Source organism: Acinetobacter sp. YH12049, assembly GCF_013419875.1.
Taxonomy (GTDB): Bacteria; Pseudomonadota; Gammaproteobacteria; order Pseudomonadales; family Moraxellaceae; genus Acinetobacter; species Acinetobacter amyesii.
This window is the reverse complement of the sequence record NZ_VOZH01000029.1, coordinates 1-21,837: the sequence shown is the minus strand read 5'-3', so window position 1 is coordinate 21,837 and position 21,837 is coordinate 1. Positions and strand designations below refer to the sequence as shown.

The window sequence follows — 21,837 nt, the reverse complement described above, 5'->3', positions numbered from 1 at the left end:
TGGGAAAAATCATGTCTTCACAATCAATTATACTCTTGCGTCATAGCTTGGTTGCTTGTATATGTGCAGCGGCTATGCAATATAGCTATGCTGAAAACGTTACCAGCTTTGAATCCGCTTTAGCAAAAGTACAAAGTTACCAGACTCAAGACAAGCTGTGGCAACAAGTTCAGCAAATATCTGAATTGAATATTCAGCAAAGTCGGTTATGGCAGAATCCAAGTATAAGTTTAGAACAGTCTGGCTTTGGCTCAGGTCAAGAACAGGAATTCAATGTTGGCGTTAGTCAACCTCTAGATCTATTTGGTCAGCGTAAGCTGAACCGGGTGATTGCCAATACCTCGAATCAACAAATCCAATTGCAACAGCAATTATGGAAGGCACAAAGCCAACTGATTGTTAAATTTGCATGGTCGCAATTTGCACTTGCTGAGGTTGAGCAGTCTGCTTATTCAGTACAGTTAAAAACAAGTAAAGCCAATCTGGACAGTGCCCAGAAACGCTATCAGGCAGGCAGTATTGCCCTGGTTGATTTTGAGCGTACCCAAATTGAAGCGCTAGAAATCCAACGACTTTATCAGCAAGCGATGCTGAATAAACAAGCTGCCGGTCGTCAGCTGTCTAATTTGTGGGGGGGAGAAACATCTTCACATCTTCAATTGAATAAAACCGCTATCCCTTGGCCAGAGCAAAGTCTCCAAACTGTGCAACGGTATATTGCTGAAGGGTGGCTAGAAAAATTCTATGCCTTGAACATTCAGCAATCGGATCATCAAATTGAAAATTTAAGAATTCAGGCACGTCCCAATCCGACTTTAAATGTAGGCATGAAACGTAGCAAAACCCCTAATGAAAGCAACGATACGACTTTGGCAATCGGCGTGGCTATTCCACTGAATATTTTCAACCGCCAGCAATATGCGATCCCGATGGTCCAGCAACAGCAAATATTGCTGAACCAACAGCAGCAGCGTGAGCTGAAGCAACAAATACTCAATATTGCCAACAGCATGCATCAGCTCAAAGGTTTACGTAGCCAGTTCGATGCCACAACAGCACAAGTTACTTTGGCGACCAAAGTTCAGAGCCGTACTTTACAAGGGTTTCAGGCAGGGAAACTGTCCATTACCGACGTTCAGCAAGCAACCACCCAACTGCAGAATCTTCGATTGGGTCAATTACAAATTCTACGTCAAGCTTGGCAAACTGCCCTCGCAGCTGAGGCACTCAGTATTGGCACAAGTTATGAAGAAATTAGCCGTTCGGATGCCTATACACAACTGAATAAAAAGGCAGTCGAAGCATCGCAAAATTTAATCAATGGGGGAGCACGATAAAATGAACGCCAAGCAAAACGGAAAAATATCCCAGTCTCTCATGATTGCAATTTTGATTCTGATTACGGTCTTGGTCAGTCTGGTTATTTGGTTAAGTTCAAAAAAAACTGAATCTGAGGGGCATGGTCATGATGAGGGAAATGCCGAACATTCTGATGAAGATAGTTCTGAAGAAGGACATGCTGAAGAAGGCGAAATACAACTGACCAGCCAACAAATGGTTGAACAAGGTTTAAAAGTTGCTGTTGCATCCACAGGATTGGTTGAAAAGCTGACAACCCTGCCAGGTAAATTGGTGGTGAATACCGATCAACAAGCGCATATATCGCCTAATTTTAGTGGTCATGTCGAGCAGGTCAATGTGGCTTTAGGACAGAGCGTGCAAAAAGGACAAACGCTGGCTGTACTAATCGTGCCTGAACTGATCGACCAACAGGCAAATCTGCGTATGGCACAGGTGAATCTGGATTTGGCCCGTAAAGATTACCAGCGCGAACAGCAACTCTGGTCACAGGGGATTTCTGCCAAACAGGATTACCAGCGTGCCGAAAATGCCTACCGTCAAGCGCAGATTACTGTCCAGTCCTCACAAGCACGTTTAAATGCATTAGGTGCAAGTGGCAATAACAATGGGCGTTTTCTGATTAAAGCACCGATCTCTGGGGTGATCAGTCAAAAAGATATTGTGGTCGGTGAAAATGTGCAACTGGCTAATCAGCTCTTTGTCATTGAACAGCTGAAAGATTTATGGCTTGAGTTTAATTTGCCGAATCAATTCTCAGGTCAACTGCAAGCCGGGCAAAAAATTGACTTTAAAGTGAATGATTCAGATCAAATCTATAAAGCTACTGTACAAAGCTTAACCTCTCAGGCAGATGTACAAACAGGGCGTCTGGTGGTGCGCGCAAAACTCGATGCGCAAGCTACTGAGTTGCGTTCTAATGTGTTAGTGAGAGTGTTGATTCCGGAAGCTACAGCAAAATCAGCCCTTCGGATTCAAAAGTCTGCGCTGCAAAGTATTGAAGGTGAAGACAGTATTTTCATCGTAGATTCAGAACAAAAAGGTCAAGTCCACTTAAAAGCACAGAAAGTGCAATTGGGGCAGGCTTCAAGTGATGGACAATGGCTTGAAGTGATTTCTGGGCTGACTGAAGGGCAGAAGTATATCGCTCAAGGCAGTTTCTTGTTGAAATCTGAATTAGAAAAAGACGAGGCAGGCCATGAACATTAATTCTGATCTGCCAAAACCAGAAGGTTTATTCGAACGAATCATTCAGTTTTCCATACAAAATGCGATTTGGGTGTTGCTCTTTGTCTGTACCTGGATTGCGGTCGGGGTGTATAGCTATCAGAAACTCCCGATTGATGCTGTACCCGATATTACCAATACCCAAGTCCAGATTAATACTCAAGCCAAGGGTTTTACTGCGCTTGAAGTCGAACAGCGGATTACCTATCCCATTGAAAATGCCATGGCTGGCATTCCGGATCTGGAGCTTACCCGTTCCATATCCCGTTATGGACTCTCTCAAGTCACCATTGTCTTTAAAGATGGGACTGATATTTATTGGGCCCGTCAGCAGATTAACCAACGGATACAGGAGGCGCAATCTGAGTTGCCTGCACAAATCGCACCGACGATGTCCCCCGTTTCTACGGGTCTCGGTGAGATTTATCAATGGGTACTGAAGGCAGATCCGAATGCGAAAAAGCCGGATGGAACTGCATACACGCCGATGGATTTGCGTGAGATTCAGGACTGGATTGTGCGTCCTCAACTGCAACGTGTTAAGGGAGTTGCAGAGGTCAACAGTATTGGTGGTTTTGAAAAAACCTATGTGGTCTCTCCCGATTTAAACCGGATGCAGCAACTGAATATCTCATTAGAACAACTGCAACAGGCTTTAGCGCAAAATAATGAGAACCGAGGTGCAGGTTATATTGAAGACAATGGTCAGCAACTGACGGTACGTGTACCGGGTGCATTCAATGGGCTTTCTGATATTGAGAACACCATGCTGGGTAGCCCAAATGGCAGCCCAATTCGGGTTGGTGATATTGCGCAAGTCTCTATTGGGCATGATTTAAGAACCGGTGGGGCAACCTATAACGGCAAAGAAACCGTTTTAGGGGTTGCCATGATGGCGATGGGTGGAAATAGCCGGACTGTTTCTAAAGCTGTGGATGCCAAGCTTCAAGATATTCAGAATAGTTTGCCTAAAGGGGTAGTGATTGAAACGGTGTACGACCGTACTACCTTGGTTGAGAAGGCGATTAAAACCGTTCAGAAAAACTTGGTAGAGGGAGCAATCCTGGTCATCATCATTCTGTTCCTGTTTTTAGGGAATATCCGTGCTGCCTTGATTACTGCCTGTGTCATTCCACTCTCTATGCTGTTTACCTTAACCGGGATGGCACAGAAAAATATCAGTGCCAATCTGATGAGTTTAGGTGCACTCGATTTCGGCATCATTGTCGATGGTGCTGTGGTGATTGTCGAAAACTGTATCCGGCGTTTAGCCCATACACAGCAACTGTTAAAACGACCTCTCACACAAAGTGAACGCTTTAAGGAAGTTTTTCTGGCTGCCCGCCAAGCACGTCGTCCTCTTATTTTTGGTCAGCTTATTATTTTGGTGGTGTATTTGCCGATTTTTGCTTTAAGTGGTGTGGAAGCAAAAATGTTCCATCCGATGGCATTGACAGTGGTACTCGCCCTTGTTGCAGCCATTATTTTATCGATCACCTTTGTGCCTGCTGCTGTGGCATTGTGGGTCAAAGGCGATATTCAAGAAAAAGAAAGTCGTTGGATGTTATGGCTAAAAGCTAAATATCAGCAAACTCTTGATATTTCGTATCAATACAAAGCAGTTGTGCTGACTTTTGCACTGTGTGTATTAGTGATTACGGGATTTATCAGTACCAAACTCGGCAGTGAATTTGCACCACAGCTCAGTGAAGGAGACTTTGCGGTACAACAGTTACGTTCACCAAGTACAGGCTTAGAAGAGTCTTTACGTATTCAGGAGAATACTGAAAAACTTCTTTTAAAGAGTTTCCCTGAAATTAAGGCAGTATTTGCCAGAACGGGTACAGCCGAGGTTGCAACAGATGTCATGCCACCCAATATTTCAGATGGCTATATCATGTTAAAGCCTCGTTCAGAATGGCCAAATCCTAAAGAAAGTTTAGATGAATTACGTGGCCGTATGGTGACGTATTTAGCCACGATTCCAGGCAATAATAGTGAATTTTCACAACCGATTGAACTCCGATTTAATGAATTGATCTCAGGTGTGCGTAGTGATGTTGGTGTGAAAATCTTCGGTGATGATATGAATGTCCTCAATACTGAGGCGACTAAAATCTCCAAAATCATTCAGCAAATATCGGGTAGCAGTGCCGTGAAAGTTGAGCAGACCTCAGGTTTGCCATTACTGAATGTCGAGGTAAATAAAACTTTGGCTGCACAATATGGTTTGAGTGTGCGTTCAATTCAAGACCTTGTGGCAACCAGTATTGGTGGACAAAGCGTGGGAGAGATTTTAGAAGGCGATCGTCGTTTTGATTTTGTTATCCGTCTTGGAGAGCAAGACCGTAGTGTCGCATCTGTTTCCCAGTTACCTATTCAGCTTCCAAATGGTGGCAGTATTTTATTGTCGGATGTCGCGCAAGTCTCGACCATTGAAGGAATCAACCAAGTCAGTCGAGAAAATGGTAAACGCCGAGTTGTGGTTACAACGAATGTTGAAGGGCGTGATTTAGGGTCTTTTGTTTCTGATGTACAGACACAGCTCAAAGCATACACTTTGCCAAGTGGTTATTGGATAGAATATGGCGGTCAGTTTGAAAATTTGGCTTCAGCCAAAGCACGGATGCAAATCGTGATTCCACTGGCTTTAATCACTATCTTTATTTTACTGATGGCGGTCTTTCACAATGTCAAAGAAAGTCTATTGGTCTTTACCGGGGTACCCTTTGCCTTGACCGGTGGTGTGCTGTTCCTTTGGCTAAGGGATATTCCATTATCGATGTCAGCTGGAATTGGCTTTATTGCCTTATCTGGTGTTGCAGTCCTCAATGGACTGGTAATGCTGACCTTTATTAAGGAATTAAGGGACAAATATCCAGTGCATAAAGCCGTGTGGCAAGGGGCTATTTTGCGCTTAAGACCAGTGTTGATGACAGCTTGTGTGGCTTCACTGGGTTTTGTACCAATGGCGCTGGCAACCGGAACAGGGGCTGAGGTTCAACGGCCACTGGCAACCGTAGTGATTGGCGGGATTATCTCTTCAACATTACTAACTTTGGTGCTGTTACCCGTGCTTTATCGTTGGATAAATGAAAAGAAAGTTTCTTAATCCAATAGATTAGTCGATTTACAGCAGAGATATTGGCTGTTATCCAATATCTCTGCTCATCATAAATAGAATAAGGAAAATATTTTATGTCAGAACATCATGATCATAGCCATGCGGTTGTTACTGAAGAAAATAGTAAGAAGTTAATGGTTGCCTTAGGTTTAACGACTACTTTTTTAATAGTAGAAGTTGTCGCTGCTTTTATTACCCAAAGTTTGGCTTTGTTATCTGATGCAGCTCATATGTTTACTGATGTAGCCGCTTTAGCTATTGCTCTTGCCGCTATCAAAATTGGTAAAAAAGCCGCAGATGATAAAAGAACTTTTGGCTATCAGCGATTTGAAATTTTAGCGGCTCTGTTTAATGCGGTGATGCTTTTTGTGGTAGCAATATATATTGTATATGAAGCTTATCAACGTTTTACGAATCCTGCTGAAATTCAAAGTGTTGGAATGATGATTGTCGCGGTCATTGGTTTGGTCATAAATTTGATTTCAATGAAAATCCTTTCTGCTAGTGCTGAAGGAAGTCTAAATATAAAAGGTGCATATTTAGAAGTTCTTAGTGATGCTCTAGGATCGATAGGCGTGATTATCGGAGGAATAGTTATTTATTTTACCCAGTGGATGTGGGTTGATACCGTAATCGCTGTGTTAATTGGCTTCTGGGTCTTACCTCGAACTTGGATTTTATTAAAACAAAGTATTCATATTCTGCTTGAAGGAGTTCCTGATGAGATTGATATTGAGTCGTTAAGAAATGATTTATTGAAGCTAGAGGGCGTTGAAGGGATTCATCAGTTGAAAGTCTGGGCTATATCCTCAAGAAATATTCATTTAACTGCTCATTTGGTTGCTCCGAATAGCAATACAGATCAACTCTATCAAAAGGCCTTAGAAGTTCTAAAACATAATCATAATATTACTGAAATTACGTTACAAATAGAAAATACGAAATGTAATACATTGAACCAACATAAACACTAATTTGGACTTTAGTCTTCATATAGATGTTTTGTGTAACTTTAAAGTATACCCTAAAGTTACAATCTGAAAGTTCATGAAATTATGTATCATTTAAATGATTTTTAATCATAAGTAACATGTAACTTTAGTGTTAAAGAATTATAATTTACGAAATTGTTCATTTTTATCCAATTGGGGCGTGAAAAAGTGAAAGGCCAAAAAGTAGGGTATGTCCGGGTAAGTTCTGTCGAGCAAAACACTGGACGTCAACTTGAAGGAATTGAGGTCGACCGGATTTTTGTTGACCGTGCTTCAGGTAAAAATACTGACCGACCTAAATTTCAGGAAATGTTGAACTATGTCCGGGAAGGGGACAGGGTGATTGTACATTCAATGGATCGTTTTGCGCGAAGCCTAAAAGATTTGGTCACTGAAGTAGATAAACTGGTCAAACGAGGGATCGCCATCCAGTTTGTAAAAGAAAATATTACTTTTACAGCCGAATCCACCCCGATGGATAATTTGATGCTTCAAATGATGGGTGCTTTTGCACAGTTCGAACGTGAGATCATTTTAGAGCGGCAAAAGGAAGGAATAAAACTCGCCTCTGCTCAGGGGAAGTACAAAGGTCGGGTGCATAAACTAAAGCCTGACCAAGCTGAAGCTTTACGACAAGCATGGAAGGAGGGGAAGTATCCATCGAAAATGGCATTAGGGAAAGCTTTTGGGATTAGTCGTCAGGCGGTATACCGATATTTACAAGTTAGTGAATAGCTTATTGGGATTAGCAACTAAATTTAGTTTAACTTATAAAAATCATGAAACACTGTTCGAATTTTAAGCGTGGAACATGAATAATCAATAAAAAGCCGCTCTGGTGCCCTATATTCCAGAACGGCTTGCTTTAATATAATGATATTTAAAGAGAAATATCAAACATTACGTATAAGGTGTATTATGTTAATTTTAGGAGATCTATACAATTCTGTACTTTTTCACAATCATAGAAAAAGCAAATAAAATACTTACCCAAAATAAATAATCAATAAAAAAATTGAGAAAAACAAATTGATCCATGCCGATGAAAATAAATAAAGGATTGATACTTATACTTCCGACTGGAGAGGTTTCACCATCTATAAGGAACTGTAGAGGAAATCCCCCAGCTATGACTTCAACTTTTTCAAGCTTATCTACAACTATGCGAGCAACTAATATATTTTTTTGATAAAGCAAAGATACATAAGTCAAAATAATCGCTAAGAAATTAAAATATAATATTTTTTTCATAACTATTCTTTATCTTTTAAATTAATTAAAAACAGCCAATAACATAAGCCAGGAAATAGAGCCATAAAGATAGTCCATGTATCTGTATACATCTTCCACCACTCTTTCGAAATTTCTCCTGTGTGACTCCATCCAAAAAGAATAAAAAATGGAGTAGCAATAATTATAGAGGCAATACAGATAGTTAATAAATTAAGACTGTTATAACGATTTAAAAGAATTGAGAATATGAAGCTGAAAGGTACAGTCAAAATACAATAAGCCAAGTAGACAAGACCGTGCCCTACAAGAACCACTAAAATCGAGTATAGGCTGTATTCCTGATTCATTACGATAAACAGGACTGCTGTGAAAAAAAGTAGTGGTAAAGGAGAAAGTAAGAGAGCTTTTACTATTTTTTCATTTGAGTATTTCACTAATTTAATTCTCTTATCTATTCAATAAATAATAATACTATAACGATTTTATTGGAGGTTTTTTGATTCTATTTAACATAATGGCTATTATACGCAATACACTTGTATATTAATATAAATATCAATGATTTAAAAATTTCACATTGATCACAAAAACCACAAAAACCCGACTTTGAAACAAGTCGGCTTTTTTATGTTCGATTCTGTAAGATTTTGCCAATAGAAAATGGAACAACTTTGCAAAATTTACAATTTTGTATTAACATTTTTATATTAACAAAAGCGATGCAACTATGGAAATTGAGTTTTCATGGGATGAGCATAAAGCAGAAACAAACCTCAAAAAACATGGTGTAGCTTTTGAAGATGCAACCTTGGTTTTTTATGATGCTCATGCCGTCTTCAAACAGGATCGCTTTGAAAATGGTGAATATCGTTGGCAAGCGATAGGTCTCGTACACGGGCAGACAGTTTTATTGGTGGCTCATACTGTACAAGATCATAATGGGATTGATCATGTCCGTATTATTTCAGCACGACAGGCAGAGAAAAAAGAGAGGAAACAATATGAGCAAAACCGTTACCTACAAAATGGATTTGAATAATCCTCCTGTTTTGTCTGAAGAACAAAAGGCAAGACTGGAAGCGTTAGCTAAACGTCCAGACAGTGAAATCGATTTTTCAGATATTCCTGAACTTGATGACAGCTTCTGGAAAAATGCAGTGCAAAATCCATTTTACAAGCCGACTAAACAAGTAACTACGGTTCGCATCGATGCAGATGTCATGCAGTGGCTAAAAGCCCAAGGCAAAGGCTATCAAACACGAATGAATAAAATTTTACGGGATGCCATGCTTAAAGAATTAAAAAATCATCAATAAAAATGGGAGCTTAGGCTCCCATTTTTGACTGCGTATAACCACCATTATGTTAAATGGATAGTTATTTAGTGGAAAAATCAAGTTTTTGAAATTTCAAATTGAAGTTTTTTCGTTCAATTAGTAATTGTAATTTATATTCTATTGAATAACTATTTCATAACTTTTCCTATCATATTTGGCTGCATACGTAGCTACTTCTTGATTAATCTTTTTATGATTTTTATCTAAATATGAAAAGATTATTGAATCCTCATTGTGCTGCTCGTAATTGATGGCGTATTTATATTCTGAATAAGGATAAAGAGTACCTAAGCTATAAGTTTTTTGAGCACTAGTATAAGTTACTTTAAGGTCTGTAATTGGATAATCAGTCTGATTTTTAATAAAAATATATCCATTTTTTTCAAATGGCTGGCATCCTATAAGTAGAACTAATGTAAGACAGTAAAATAGGCTATTCTTCATTTTGGTAGTTCTTCAATTGGTCTTATGAGTTTATTAATAACTATAACTTGTGAGGTATCACAACAGGTACATATCTATTAACCTTAATTTTCCAGCAGGAAGCGGCTGAGCATAAAGTGAAATTAGATACATTAATTTTCCCTTTATGGTCATTACCAGAAACAGTCAGGTTTACTCTTAAACGTGACATATTAGCTTTTTGGAGCCCCTTATATACTTCTAATTCTTGAGGGGCAAAAGCAGGAGAAGCCAGTATAGACGTGGAAAATATAAGTAAGATTAGTAAAGAAAAAAATCTCATTTTTTGTGAAATCTCACTTTATAAAAAATATTTATGATTTTCATCAGTGTACTGCAAGAATTCAGGCTACTTGTTGACTTGAACACCTTTAAAAATCAACTTCTCTTTTTTTTGTGTTTCTATAAGCAGTTGTACCTGCCCCTTACGAGATTGAAGATACAATGTGGGAGCATTCACCAGAATATCTATCATCGTACTTTCACGTAAGTTGATATCATCAGGACAGCCCATCATTGTGGCAACAATTGGCTGTTCAGCATATAAACGATTGCCTTTAAAATGAATACCAATCGAATTTATATTACAAAATAAATTACCAATATACAGCATCTTATCTGCAAATTTTAGCGTGATAGACTGGTCAGGTTTTGAAGCCAAAAATAATGAATCTATACGTTCACTATTAGCATTTGTTGCCTCGATCAATTGCCAAGAAAATTTTGCTAAGGTCTGTTCACCAGAAGATATTACTTGTAATTCTTGCATCTTGGATTGATCGGCTGATGAAGGCCTATGACAAGCGCTCAAAAGTCCAACGACGAACATCAGTATAAATATTCTCGTCATCGTTATTGTCCGTATAAGAGATTCTAAAATTAATATAATACACGTTATCCGAAGTCAAAAATGGGTGCCTTAAGCTCCCATTTTTGAAGATTACTTTAAAATTTTGTTATTGATATTTGGTCACTCAAATTACCAATTCACTATGACTGCCTAATCGAACTAATTTCAAAATTAGCAGTTCACCTTCTTCTGTTTTCTTATAGATTAAAACAAGATCTGGTTTGATGTGGCAATCACGATGACCTACCCAATTACTGACCAAAGCATGGTCACGATACTTTTCAGGCAAAGGTTCATCAGCTTGTAATAACTCTAAAACAGTTTGTAGTTCAGTATCCACTGTATTTCGATGCTGGCCTTTTTTCTCACGTTTATAGTCTTTCTTGAATGCTGATGTGTACTTAATCGTCCGCATTTAGATCAGCCATCAAGTCTTTTACAGAAGTGAAGCTCTTTGCTTTGCTTAGATCTTCTTCCATTGCTGCAATGGTTTCAGCATTAGGTTGCCAAATTTCAAAAGGCAAAGCCTTTTCTTTAGCTACTTTGGTCAATAACAAACGGACTGCATCTGAGACGGTTAAGCCCATTGTTGCTAGAACTTCCGTTGCTTCATGCTTAATGTTTTCATTGATGCGAGTAGTTACTAGTGCATTTGAAGCCATGTTAAGCCCCTATGATTAACATTGTTAATCACACTATATTCCTAGATGACGAAAAGTTCAATTCGTATAACAGCCATTATGTTAAAGGAGAGGTATATTTGAATTAAATATGCCTATAAAGTTAATAGCTATCAATCATTGTTTGCTGAATAAGCCTTTAAAAGTAGGTTTATGCACTTAAGTTATTGTAAATAAAAAGATGTTCGTATTTTCAGTATTCTAACAATAGACTATAGTTGATTCTTTTAAACTAGGAATTACCATGAACCGATTTAAGACCTCTTTTTTAGTTATTTCTTTGGGTCTTACTTTAACTGCCTGCGGCGGCGGCAGTGATGGTGCATCGAGCTCTACAGGGAATGGTGCATCGAGCTCTACAGGGAATGGTACATCGAGCTCTACAGGGAACAGCGGCACCACACCAGATACTTCTACTGGTTCAGTATTAGAAAAATTGAATCCATCACAATCCTACAATATTATTTTTGACTACCCTAATTCTTCTGGTGCATCAAGACTTGATTCTGTAAAACAAAATGCCGATGGTATTATCACCGAATTTGGTGATTACAAAATTACAGGAGATATTGTTGCGAAAGAAATTGCTGGAAATAAAAACTTTACGATTGCTCGTGTAACCAAAGGAATTTTTAATTATGAAAAAAATGGGGAAATAAAATCAACAGATATTTCCAAATATAGCAATGCCTCTTATTTTTATTTTGCATTTACCCCAATCATTACTAAGCGTATTTCTGCCCAAACCAAACAAATTAACTGTACTGATGTTAATGCTACTCAAGCAAAAGTGACCAATAGTGGCCAATTTGAAAAATTTATTTCTCCATCCATTCATAATGGAAGTATTACCTTAAATCCTAACGGCAATATCGACGTTAAATTTACTGCAAAAAATGGCAGTGATGAAACTACCTTTGCTTCATCAATGAGATGGGTTGATTCATTCAATAACTATAGCAGCTATAACTTATTGGGTATCGTAGGACAACAAGGTGAATCAAATCAGATCGGTACATTTAACATAGCTGATAATGGACCAAATAGCCTAGTACTTGGTGCAATTTACCGTATGACTTTGAGCAATAATGGTAACTATCAAGGTGCTGTTTCTATGGTATGTAATTATTAATATAGCTTGATTGAAGTGTCATGCGCCTTAATCTTTATGTATTTTTTTAAATTTAAGACCTAGGCAGTGCCTAGGTTTTTTTATTTCGTATAACAGCCATTATGTTAAATGGAGGCTTTCACAGTTAAAATTTAGTATTTAAGTATTCGATAAAGCCCTCAATTTTCTTAATCACGTATAAGCAGATATACAAAGGACTCAGATTATCTTGCTGAGCTTTCTGTACTCTATACTTCGCCCTTTCTAAGACAGCAATTACATAGTGTATAGAGCTTTTTAGAATTTTTTTAGAATCTTTTTTTGAATACAGATAACAATCAATTTTTTCAAAAGGCCCATCATTGACCAATATTTCCAATATAGTGTCGCTAATGGATTTACTTATTGATTGCTCCATATGTTCAAATTCATATGAATGTAGAGCTTGTGCTATAACTATTTGAAGATTCTTCATTATGATTATTTAATGTTAGCCAATTTTGATCCTAGCATTATCTCCAGAAAAGAAAAAGCGTATAAAACCTAAAGTAAACATTGAGTTATTTTTATTCTTCGTTATGAAAAGTTAAAAAAATGATTCTAGGGCCAGAGCTGACTTGGAATTTAATGGCGTTAAAGTACCTGCTGGTCATGTCCATGCAACATTAATGGCCGCTTTTGAATTTGCATATGCTCAAGTAATATCAACTGAAGATTATGTTGGCTAAAGCTTAAGATTTCCTAAAATTAACATAATACACGTTATACGAATTCCCAAGGCATGGCTTTTAGTCATGCTTTTTTTATCAAAAGACTATACCCGAATGATAAGGAAACAGTTAGTTACAACGAAATATCATTAGAGTTGTTATGTTGATTAAATGATAGCTGTATCATTGTAGTATATTCAATAATCTCAAATGATAAACCATGACGACTAGAATCTACTTAAGAGCTTCAACCAAAGATCAAGATGCACAGAGAGCACTAAACCAATTAGATGACTTAAACCAAAGGCTCGAGTTAGGTGAATCGGTTACCTATATTGAGAATTTCTCAGGGACGAAGTTGGATCGTCCTGAACTAAACAGGTTGCTCACAGAAGCAAACCAAGGCGACACGTTATTGGTAGAAAGCGTTGATCGTCTGTCCCGTCTAAGCCAAGCAGACTTCCAAGAACTTAAGCGTAGAATCCAAGAGAAGGGGCTTCGCTTAGTAGTTGCTGACCTTCCGACTACTCATCAACTAATCCAAACCAATGACAGTATTACAAGTTCGATCCTAGATCTCATCAACAATATGCTGATTGATCTACTTGCTACTATGGCTCGTTTGGATAACGAGAAACGTATAGAAAGGATCAAGCAAGGCTTAGAGCGTTCAGGGTACAAACCATCAGGTAAGAAACCAAATGAAGCCAAGCACAAAAGAATCAAGGAGTTGCTTGCTACAAATAACATGACTAAGCAGGAAATTGCGAAAGCTGTTGGTTGTGGGGTAGCTACTGTGTATCGAGTAATGAACCAAGGAGAAGATGCAGAGCTGAATCAGCTTGTCGAATCTCGTGCACAACAAGGCAGGATTCGAGTAGCCATTGAAGACCTTTAGTTGAAATGTTAGCCACTTTTTTGGTTTCTATCGTCACTGCCCTAACCGGCATGACTTGCGATACATGAAGTGGCATTATTACTTCATAACCTATAGGTGTTTGCCTATAAGCCAAACTTTCTATAGTCTTTGACAATTACAATTCATAAAAACTAAGTATGCCTGATCAACAGCTTTCCCTCAGTGAATACCTCGAAACAGTTCAAGAGATCGTAAAGATTGCCTTTGGTGATCCTGTATGGGTTAAAGCTGAAATTAGAAGCCTGAACACCAAGAGTGGTCACTGCTACCTAGAACTTGCTGAAAAAGAAGAGGGCACTGATAAAGTCATTGCATCTTGTAAAGGAACCATTTGGAAGTCCACTGCAGCTAAGCTTCTGTACAAGTTTCAGAACGAAAGTGGAATGGAGCGGCTTTGTTGCACAAACCTATCTGTAAAGGGTTTTTCAGCGATATAATTTTCAAATGAAGAAGCCTACACACAAAATCTACCGCACAACCAATTGGCCCGCATATAACCGAGCACTCATGAGTCGCGGAAATATTGCCATTTGGTTTGATCCTGCTACGCAATGGTATGCGCCATCAAAAGGCAAACAAGGGCGAAATCAAACCTACTCCGACGCAGCCATCCAATGCTGCTTAATGATTAAATCCTTATTCCGTCTGTCTTTACGTATGGTCACTGGCTTTGTGCAAAGTCTGATTAAACTTTGCGGATTAAATTGGATAGCTCCAGATTACACCACGCTTTGTAGAAGACAAAAGCATATTGATATTGTAATCAGCTACCAAAAAAGTAGCGATGGGCTGCATCTACTCATGGACTCTACAGGCATGAAGTTTCTAGGTGAGGGCGAATGGAAACGCAAGAAACATGGACCTGAATATCGTCGCCAATGGCGTAAACTTCATATTGGTATAGATGCTAAAACCCTACAAATACGAGCAGTTCAGCTTACAACCAATAATGTCAGTGATTCACAGGTGCTTGGTGATTTACTTAATCAGATTCCACAAGATGAGCAGATTAACTCTGTTTATACCGATGGAGCTTATGACACCAAGCAATGCCGTCAGGTCATTGCAGATCGGCAAGCGCATGCGGTGATTCCACCTAGAAAAAATGCGAAACCATGGAAAGATACAAAGAGTAGCTCGCTAGAGCGAAATGAATTACTTCGAACAATTAAACGTTTAGGCAGGACACTATGGAAAAAATGGTCAGGCTATCATCGTCGAAGTTTGGTTGAAACTAAGATGCATTGCATCAAATTATTAGGAGATAAACTCAGTGCAAGGAGTTTTGATAGCCAAGTGAATGAGATCCATGCACGTGTAGCAGTCCTTAACAGATTTACGGAATTAGGTCGACCACTTACCCAAGTTACGCCTTAAATTTGGCTCAATTAGGGGCGCTTTGCATTTCAAATCTTTGTGCAACAAAGCCATGGCACAATAAAGCTTGATTTGAGGTATCCATTAAAGCGTTCAACTTTGCCTTTGGTCTGTACACGGTAGGGCTTACATACGCGAGGACGAAAGCTGTATTTCTTGGCGCAGTCGAGCAGTTTGGGGTTCCATTTATGCTGCCCCTCCTGATAGGCATCCCGTTCAATCATGATCGTTTTAGCGTTATCAAACAGGATTTCCTGAGGTACTCCTGCAAAGAACTGAAATGCATTTTCTAGACCATCGATCCATGCATCCGTACGTTCATGATCATAAAATTTCACGAAAGTCGCTCTGGAATACCCTAATGTTGCGACAAAGGCTTTTAAAGTCGTGTTGTTGCGTCGAATCGTAGTGAAATCCACCTGCATTTGTTGGCCAGGTTGGGTTTCAAAACGAATGATCGGTTCCGGTTTGGCAACTGGTTTTAATGTTGCAAGATATTCCCTCAAGATCCTGATCTTTCCTGGATATCCCAACCCTAAAATTTCCTGGTAGAGTACAACAGCAGGAATCCATTCAGGATGAGCTGCGTTTACACGTTGGAGTAAATAGGGTTTATGCGACCTTGGGCCTTAGGGCGCAAGAACTGGCTGTTTGCAGGTTCGCTGCGCAGTGGTCAGCGAGCGGCAAACATCATGACTTTAATCCAGTCAGCAAAGCTGAATGGCTTGGATCCGTATGCCTATTTAAGTGATGTGCTGAAAAGGCTGCCGACGCATAAAGCGACCCAAATAGAAGAATTACTGCCACATCGCTGGAAATCCAACTCAAATTAAAAAATAGGCATGGGGTTCAGCGGACGCTTACGCTTTACAAGCCTGAACGATCTGCTGTTTAAATTCAGCACTGTATGTTCTTCGTTTTTTCGCAAGAGATGCGATGGATGTCTGATTATTTGTAGTCATAAATTTAAGTCCCCACTTGTTTCTAAGTGGGGACTAAATTAAGGCTTATAGGATGAATTCAGAAGGTGTGTTCAGCGGACGCTTACCGTTTTTTAGCAACAGGAGGTGTTGCTGAATATATATCCATGTTCATGGATTAAGTCCCCACTTGTTTTTAGGTGGGAACTAAATTAAGGCTTATAGGATCGCTTGGTAAGGCTGTGTTAGCCGGATGCTTACCTTTGAATTAATAACTTTTAACTCAATATCTAATAACAATCTTTAAACCAAAGGTGCTTAGGAGTTTCATCATAGATTCCAAAGTCGGATTACTATTGGGCTGTTCCATTTTTTGCAAAGTTTGGGGTGCTATTTTTGTGATTTTAGCCATTTCATTTAAAGTCAAATGAAGCTCAGTTCGGATATAACGAGCAACCTTGTAAAATGGCCAGTCAGGATTTTGATTAATCGTCTCCAATATTTCTTGGCGCTTTCTTAACTGCTCAATTGCCGTCATAGGTTTATAGCGCTTATCCACGTGCTAACTCCTGAATCTGCTGGCATATATTTTCAATCCGGTACTGACTATTTTGCAAAATCTCCTGAGAGATCTGCAATTTGTTCATTTCGGCCATCAATCCTCGATAGAGGGGTAATTGCTTGACTAACTCTGCCTGAATTTCATGATGTGAAATACCAGTTTTCGCTGTGACTTGTTCAATCACTGAACGCCAAATTGGCATACCACCATGATCATCTTTTTCCCAACGAGTCGTTCGTGCGATACCATCAGGATGTAACCACATCGGTGCAAAATCGTAGAGTGGAGTCAGTTGTATAATGCCATTATTCAAGCGTTGTATCGCTGTATTGCGGCTATGATTATCTTTATTGCCTAAGGCAACATTGGCCAAATCACGTTTAAGATATTCGAAGATCTCCTCTTTCGGATGACTACAACACTGTGTGAGTAATTCACAGATTTGATTATGAGTCATCCTAATACCAAAACCAGCTTTTCCACTTAGAGATGCAAGACTTTCCTGTGCAATACGCTGGACTTTTCCATCCTGTACGTAGCGATCAAATCTTGGAATAAACAGGGTTTTACCATGTAATTGTAATTCCTCATGTACGCGTAAACCCAAATAATGAGCAATTTTCATATAGTGTGCTTCATTAGTTAAAATTTTATTCAGGCTTTCGTCACTACCACGACTGAACTTCACTAACCAATGTTTTTTTACCTGATGATCTGCAAGTGTGTGATCTAAATAAAATAGGTCATCATGTCCTTGGGAGAGGAGTAGCTTTGGCCATTCACCTTGAACACCTGAAGAGCCGGCAATGAATAAGCCATAAGAGGCGAGCGATTCAATGAAGTGCTCTTTTCGTTCTATAATCTCACTTAGGCTAAAGCCTATATTTTGATCAGTCGGAAAGCTCCTTTGCAGCCACTCATGAGCTTCTTTAATACGTAAATGTCCAATCGGGTTGCCAGCTCCAGCTTTTAAAAGTGCCCAATCTGCTTGTTCTTGTGCATTTTCACTGTAATTTAGTTGTCTTAATAATTCTTTACGACCATAGCCCTGTGGAAGTAAATCCATTAAGAAAGCAGGCCAAGTTTCATTAATTTTATTTTGTACATTCACAGGAAAATGATAGGCGAGTGCATGGCCATCATGTAAGTCCATATAAGAAATTGCATATTCAAATAAATATGAAGTACGAGTTGGTGTTTGCCAACCATGCTCATTTTCACCCATCAACTCAACAATTGCACAGTCAAGCCACTGGTCATCCTGATAAATTTGAATGGTACAATATTTACTCATAACTTTATTAAAATAGTAAAATATATTAAATATTCTTATTATATACCTATTTTAATAAAATAATATTAATTATCTTTCTATTTGCTTGTTAGCCAGTATATTTCTACATGGGAATAACAAGTCATGTGAGTTGATCTCACCGGCTGCTATAGTTTGAGGCAACATCGTCAATAAACATTAGCAGACTACATTTATCAGCATGTCCTTCAAATTAATCATGATATGAGCCGTTAATAAGTCAGCTGCAATCATCCAAGAATGCGGTGTTTTCGTTAAAATATTGAATCCATGAATGCTGGTCAGCTTTTCATGCACTAGATTCAGCCACTTGAGTCTAAAAGGAGCTTGGAATTACAGGTTTGACCATGTGCAGTAGGAGCTGATGCAGATGGACCTTGAGCTTTATATTTTTTCAGTAAGCGTCTGATCTGGCGTTCTGAAATGTGAAGTAGCTGAGCAGCCTGAGATTGGGTGATGCGTTGATCACAGATTTCTTGCAAGACCGACAATCGTTTAAGTTCTTTATCCGACATAAACACCAACATATCAAACCGTACGCTTCGATAATCGCAAAAGCGAGTATTCTTTACTTTGGAGAAACCGGACATTTCTATTTTGGAGTTACAGTTGTACTTCGTATAATAGTGATTATGTTAAATTGATATCAAGTGGCAAAATTTTCATTAATTTTGATATATGGTAATGATTTACTCACTTTAATTGTCAATATTTCTTATGCTGAAAGTATTCATAGGTTTCAATCGCAAATAGAATAACCGCATTTAATAATGCGGTTATAATTTTAACCTTTGATTGGTAAAATTTTTAAATATTTTCCTGTTCATATTCTAAAATTGCTTCTTTTGCAATACGGAAACTATCTACAGCAGCTGGCACGCCACAGTAAATTGCTACTTGCAAGAGTACTTCTCGAATTTTGTCTTTAGGCACGCCATTACGTAAAGCTCCTTTAACATGTAGCTTCAATTCATGCGGACGGTTTAAGGCTGATATCATAGCCAGATTAATTAGACTACGTTCAGGTTTGCTCAGTTCTTCACGTCCCCAGACCGCCCCCCAACAATACTCCGTGACCAGTTCCTGTAAAGGTAAGTTAAAATCATCAGCATTGTTGATCGAATTATTGACATAAGCTTCGCCAAGCACCTGTTTACGAATCGCTAAACCTTTTTCAAATTTTTCATTACTCATTAGCCTAATCCTCCAAATAAGGTGTATTTGATTTCGAGATAATCTTCAATGCCATATTTTGAGCCTTCGCGCCCTAAACCTGACTGTTTAATTCCACCAAACGGTGCAACCTCATTTGAAATCAAGCCTTTATTAATTCCAACCATACCGTACTCGAGTTGTTCACTCATGCGCCACGCACGACCTAAATCTTGTGTGTAGCAGTAAGCAGCTAAACCAAATTCTGTGGCATTGGCCATCTCAATTGCTTGTTGCTCAGTTTCGAACTTAAAAATTGCAGCTAATGGTCCAAAAGTTTCTTGAGTTGCAACATCCATCTCTGCAGTTACATCGGCAATAATGGTCGGTTCGTAAAATAACTCACCAGCGCTGTGTTGTTTTCCACCTGCAACGGCTTTGTTGCACAAAGATTTCATAACTATATGATTTTAAAAGTTTTGATTATTTTTTGATCTAAAATTAAATCTATTTAAATCAGATGCTTACATATTTATGCAACAAAGCCTTATATCTTTACTAGGCTCTATGATCAAAATCATACTGGCACTCAACACTGTAAATTTGAGAATGAATCTGTACGTACAGACTCATTCTCTATCGATAAAGATATTAGAAATAGCTACATAGAGTTTATTTCTAGCTTATTCAAATTAGGCTTTACTATGGATGAACAATAATTTTTACAGCAGACTCATTATTATGAATCAGCGTTTCAAAGCCTTTAGAAACAAGATCATCTAATGCAATACGTTGGGTAATAAAAGGTTCTAGATTAATCTTACCTTGCTCGACTAAACGGATGGTTTCCTGATGGTCATTGACATAAGCAATCGTTCCACGAATATCGAGCTCTTTCATGACCACACTATGCACATTAATTGTGGCAGGATGGCTCCAAATAGAAACGATAACGACTACACCAGTTGGTTTCATTGCTGCAACGAGTGTATCCATGACTTTATTGACACTACTACATTCAAAAGCGACATCTACACCGCGGTCTTCTGTAATTTTCATTACCTCAGCAACTACATCAACCTTAGATGGGTCTAGTACATAATCGGCAACACCCGCTTCTATCGCTTTTTCTTTACGTTTTGCACTCAGTTCAGTAATGATAACCGTGAGACCTTTAGCCTTTAAAATAGCAGATAAAAGTAAGCCTATTGGGCCTGCTCCACCAACCAGTGCGATATCGCCAGCTTTTGCGCCACTTCTGACATAGGCATGATGACCGACAGATAAAGGTTCTATCAATGCTGCTTGGTCTAAAGGAATATCATTTGAAATAGGATGTACCCAACGCCGCTGAACTGCAATTTTTTCAGAAAGACCACCACCGCGTCCACCTAAACCAATAAAGTTCATATTTTTTGATAAATGATACTTATCATTGGGGCCAGTCGGCACATCGTCAGCAATAATGTAGGGTTCAACTACGACATGTTGCCCAATTTGGATATCATCTACACCCTCTCCAACTGCATAAACCACGCCTGAAAATTCATGTCCCATTGTTACAGGTGCAGATTCTCCCGAAATTGGGTGTGGGTGACCACAAGGTGGAATAAAAATAGGACCTTCCATGAATTCATGTAAATCCGTACCGCAAATACCACACCACGCAACTTGAATTCCAACTGTGCCTGGAAGTACTTTCGGTTCAGGGATATCTTCAATTCGAATATCCCCTCGGTCATAAAAACGAGCTGCTTTCATTTTGTATTCCTTATATTGATGTTAACGGTAAACCATTCCACCATCTGTCAAAATAGACTGACCTGTAATGTAGTTTGTGAACTGAACCGTACCGGGTTTGTCGGAGACTTTTTTATTTAAGTTAGGCCACCTGACCTAACGGGTTAATCTTATCATAGTACATTGCTTCAAACTCAAAAGGTGATACATAACCCAGTGCACTGTGTACACGCTCTTTATTGAACCAATCTACCCAGTTTAGTGTCGCAAGTTGTACATCTGCTAAACCTTGCCAATCCGCTTTTAAATATTCAATCACCTCTGTTTTGTATAAGCCATTCACCGTTTCAGCCAAAGCATTATCGTATGAATCACCGGTCGTACCGACTGATGCTCGTAAATTTGCTGCTTCTAAACGATTGGTATAACGAATGGAAAGATATTGCACGCCTCTGTCACTATGATGAATCACGTTCTTTGGCATGCCTCGATCATGCAATGCTTGCTCCAGTGCATCGAGCACCATATCTGTATTCATACGTGTTGATACTTTCCATCCAACAATTGCTCGCGAGAACACATCAATAATAAAGGCGGTATAGACCCAGCCTGAATGAGTTTGAATATACGTGAAGTCAGCGACCTGAGATACCGTCTTGGTAGTCAATCAGGTTTTGAGATTATTCGACCAATAAATAATCTCTTTGATAGGCAGTCTGATGTTTTAAAACGCCATAACACAGATGTATAAGCTTGCGCATTGCAGCACC

At 38.9% G+C, this 21,837-nt stretch carries 20 protein-coding genes and 7 pseudogenes; 12 read left to right on the top strand and 15 right to left on the bottom strand.

Annotation, left to right across the window (positions count from 1 at the left end; translation table 11 throughout):
• Positions 1 to 11 precede the first annotated feature (11 nt).
• From FTU05_RS13005 to FTU05_RS12985, 5 genes are all read left to right on the top strand, one after another.
• Positions 12 to 1,337, top strand: coding sequence for a TolC family protein (locus FTU05_RS13005; protein WP_035269736.1), 1,326 nt, complete (start codon positions 12 to 14; stop codon positions 1,335 to 1,337).
• 1 nt (position 1,338) lies between these two features.
• Positions 1,339 to 2,568 carry an efflux RND transporter periplasmic adaptor subunit gene (locus tag FTU05_RS13000; protein WP_016658777.1) on the top strand — a complete coding sequence of 410 codons (1,230 nt, stop codon included), beginning with the start codon at positions 1,339 to 1,341 and terminating at the stop codon, positions 2,566 to 2,568.
• Positions 2,558 to 5,698 carry an efflux RND transporter permease subunit gene (locus FTU05_RS12995; protein ID WP_016658776.1) on the top strand — a complete coding sequence of 1,047 codons (3,141 nt, stop codon included), beginning with the start codon at positions 2,558 to 2,560 and terminating at the stop codon, positions 5,696 to 5,698. Before FTU05_RS13000 ends, FTU05_RS12995 begins: the two co-directional genes overlap by 11 nt.
• 86 nt (positions 5,699 to 5,784) lie before the next feature.
• Complete coding sequence (locus FTU05_RS12990; protein WP_005028603.1) at positions 5,785 to 6,684, top strand: cation diffusion facilitator family transporter; 900 nt, start codon at positions 5,785 to 5,787, stop codon at positions 6,682 to 6,684.
• A gap of 186 nt (positions 6,685 to 6,870) precedes the next feature.
• On the top strand, positions 6,871 to 7,437 hold the full coding sequence (locus tag FTU05_RS12985; RefSeq protein WP_000678311.1) for a recombinase family protein: 567 nt from the start codon (positions 6,871 to 6,873) through the stop codon (positions 7,435 to 7,437).
• A gap of 201 nt (positions 7,438 to 7,638) precedes the next feature.
• On the opposite strand, the gene FTU05_RS12980 is transcribed toward FTU05_RS12985, so the two are convergent.
• Positions 7,639 to 7,953 (bottom strand): hypothetical protein, encoded by a 315-nt coding sequence (locus FTU05_RS12980; protein WP_000723215.1) that lies wholly within the window; start codon positions 7,951 to 7,953, stop codon positions 7,639 to 7,641.
• A 2-nt stretch (positions 7,954 to 7,955) separates the two neighbouring features.
• The gene (locus FTU05_RS12975; protein WP_086231618.1) at positions 7,956 to 8,369 is read right to left on the bottom strand and encodes a hypothetical protein; all 414 of its coding nucleotides are present in this window, start codon (positions 8,367 to 8,369) and stop codon (positions 7,956 to 7,958) included.
• A 293-nt stretch (positions 8,370 to 8,662) separates the two neighbouring features.
• On the opposite strand from FTU05_RS12975, the gene FTU05_RS12970 reads away from it, so the two are divergent.
• A complete protein-coding gene (locus tag FTU05_RS12970; protein ID WP_180165633.1) occupies positions 8,663 to 8,974 on the top strand; it encodes a BrnT family toxin in 312 nt (103 codons plus the stop codon).
• On the top strand, positions 8,937 to 9,251 hold the full coding sequence (locus FTU05_RS12965) for a BrnA antitoxin family protein (RefSeq protein ID WP_038350244.1): 315 nt from the start codon (positions 8,937 to 8,939) through the stop codon (positions 9,249 to 9,251). The genes FTU05_RS12970 and FTU05_RS12965 overlap by 38 nt, the downstream gene beginning before the upstream one ends.
• 138 nt (positions 9,252 to 9,389) lie before the next feature.
• Here FTU05_RS12965 and FTU05_RS12960 read toward each other — a convergent pair whose 3' ends face one another.
• The 4 genes from FTU05_RS12960 to FTU05_RS12945 all read right to left on the bottom strand — a co-directional run bounded on the left by FTU05_RS12960 (position 9,390) and on the right by FTU05_RS12945 (position 11,246).
• The gene (locus tag FTU05_RS12960) at positions 9,390 to 9,716 is read right to left on the bottom strand and encodes a hypothetical protein (protein WP_180161021.1); all 327 of its coding nucleotides are present in this window, start codon (positions 9,714 to 9,716) and stop codon (positions 9,390 to 9,392) included.
• Positions 9,717 to 10,083: 367 nt separating this feature from the next.
• The gene (locus FTU05_RS12955; RefSeq protein ID WP_164731167.1) at positions 10,084 to 10,503 is read right to left on the bottom strand and encodes an META domain-containing protein; all 420 of its coding nucleotides are present in this window, start codon (positions 10,501 to 10,503) and stop codon (positions 10,084 to 10,086) included.
• Between the two features lie 205 nt (positions 10,504 to 10,708).
• Positions 10,709 to 10,999 (bottom strand): type II toxin-antitoxin system YafQ family toxin, encoded by a 291-nt coding sequence (locus FTU05_RS12950; RefSeq protein WP_127219988.1) that lies wholly within the window; start codon positions 10,997 to 10,999, stop codon positions 10,709 to 10,711.
• The gene (locus FTU05_RS12945) at positions 10,986 to 11,246 is read right to left on the bottom strand and encodes a type II toxin-antitoxin system RelB/DinJ family antitoxin (RefSeq protein WP_005254175.1); all 261 of its coding nucleotides are present in this window, start codon (positions 11,244 to 11,246) and stop codon (positions 10,986 to 10,988) included. Before FTU05_RS12945 ends, FTU05_RS12950 begins: the two co-directional genes overlap by 14 nt.
• A 262-nt stretch (positions 11,247 to 11,508) precedes the next feature.
• Between FTU05_RS12945 and FTU05_RS12940 the strand changes: the two genes are divergently transcribed.
• On the top strand, positions 11,509 to 12,396 hold the full coding sequence (locus FTU05_RS12940; RefSeq protein ID WP_046206305.1) for a hypothetical protein: 888 nt from the start codon (positions 11,509 to 11,511) through the stop codon (positions 12,394 to 12,396).
• Positions 12,397 to 12,520: 124 nt separating this feature from the next.
• On the opposite strand, the gene FTU05_RS18050 is transcribed toward FTU05_RS12940, so the two are convergent.
• Complete coding sequence (locus FTU05_RS18050) at positions 12,521 to 12,850, bottom strand: hypothetical protein (RefSeq protein ID WP_005237346.1); 330 nt, start codon at positions 12,848 to 12,850, stop codon at positions 12,521 to 12,523.
• A 455-nt stretch (positions 12,851 to 13,305) separates the two neighbouring features.
• On the opposite strand from FTU05_RS18050, the pseudogene FTU05_RS12935 reads away from it, so the two are divergent.
• The 3 genes and pseudogenes from FTU05_RS12935 to FTU05_RS12925 form a co-directional block, all read left to right on the top strand.
• Positions 13,306 to 13,893, top strand: a pseudogene (locus FTU05_RS12935) (recombinase family protein); the annotation flags it as partial.
• 248 nt (positions 13,894 to 14,141) lie between these two features.
• Positions 14,142 to 14,423, top strand: a pseudogene (locus FTU05_RS12930) (exodeoxyribonuclease VII large subunit); the annotation flags it as partial.
• A gap of 25 nt (positions 14,424 to 14,448) precedes the next feature.
• Positions 14,449 to 15,381, top strand: coding sequence for an IS5-like element ISAba12 family transposase (locus FTU05_RS12925; RefSeq protein ID WP_063454701.1), 933 nt, complete (start codon positions 14,449 to 14,451; stop codon positions 15,379 to 15,381).
• A 53-nt stretch (positions 15,382 to 15,434) separates the two neighbouring features.
• On the opposite strand, the pseudogene istA reads toward FTU05_RS12925, so the two are convergent.
• Positions 15,435 to 15,998, bottom strand: a pseudogene (istA, locus tag FTU05_RS12920) (IS21-like element ISAba8 family transposase); the annotation flags it as partial.
• Here istA and FTU05_RS12915 point away from each other — a divergent pair.
• Positions 15,996 to 16,214 (top strand): annotated as a pseudogene (locus tag FTU05_RS12915) (IS66 family transposase); the annotation flags it as partial. The pseudogenes istA and FTU05_RS12915 sit on opposite strands and share 3 nt — an antisense overlap.
• Positions 16,215 to 16,584: 370 nt before the next feature.
• On the opposite strand, the gene FTU05_RS12905 reads toward FTU05_RS12915, so the two are convergent.
• The 7 genes and pseudogenes from FTU05_RS12905 to FTU05_RS12875 all read right to left on the bottom strand — a co-directional run.
• The gene (locus FTU05_RS12905) at positions 16,585 to 16,860 is read right to left on the bottom strand and encodes a helix-turn-helix domain-containing protein (RefSeq protein WP_016658816.1); all 276 of its coding nucleotides are present in this window, start codon (positions 16,858 to 16,860) and stop codon (positions 16,585 to 16,587) included.
• Positions 16,853 to 18,157 carry a type II toxin-antitoxin system HipA family toxin gene (locus FTU05_RS12900; protein WP_179990995.1) on the bottom strand — a complete coding sequence of 435 codons (1,305 nt, stop codon included), beginning with the start codon at positions 18,155 to 18,157 and terminating at the stop codon, positions 16,853 to 16,855. The genes FTU05_RS12905 and FTU05_RS12900 overlap by 8 nt, the downstream gene beginning before the upstream one ends.
• 214 nt (positions 18,158 to 18,371) lie before the next feature.
• Positions 18,372 to 18,690: pseudogene (locus tag FTU05_RS12895) on the bottom strand (helix-turn-helix domain-containing protein); the annotation flags it as partial.
• Between the two features lie 292 nt (positions 18,691 to 18,982).
• Positions 18,983 to 19,369, bottom strand: coding sequence for a carboxymuconolactone decarboxylase family protein (locus FTU05_RS12890; protein WP_177155611.1), 387 nt, complete (start codon positions 19,367 to 19,369; stop codon positions 18,983 to 18,985).
• Positions 19,369 to 19,767 (bottom strand): annotated as a pseudogene (locus FTU05_RS12885) (aldehyde dehydrogenase family protein); the annotation flags it as partial. The gene FTU05_RS12890 and the pseudogene FTU05_RS12885, both read right to left, overlap by 1 nt.
• A gap of 262 nt (positions 19,768 to 20,029) precedes the next feature.
• Positions 20,030 to 21,088, bottom strand: a complete 1,059-nt coding sequence (locus FTU05_RS12880; RefSeq protein WP_004281883.1) for a 2,3-butanediol dehydrogenase — start codon at positions 21,086 to 21,088, stop codon at positions 20,030 to 20,032.
• Positions 21,089 to 21,209: 121 nt separating this feature from the next.
• Positions 21,210 to 21,710 (bottom strand): annotated as a pseudogene (locus FTU05_RS12875) (IS3-like element ISAba29 family transposase); the annotation flags it as partial.
• Positions 21,711 to 21,837 lie beyond the last annotated feature (127 nt).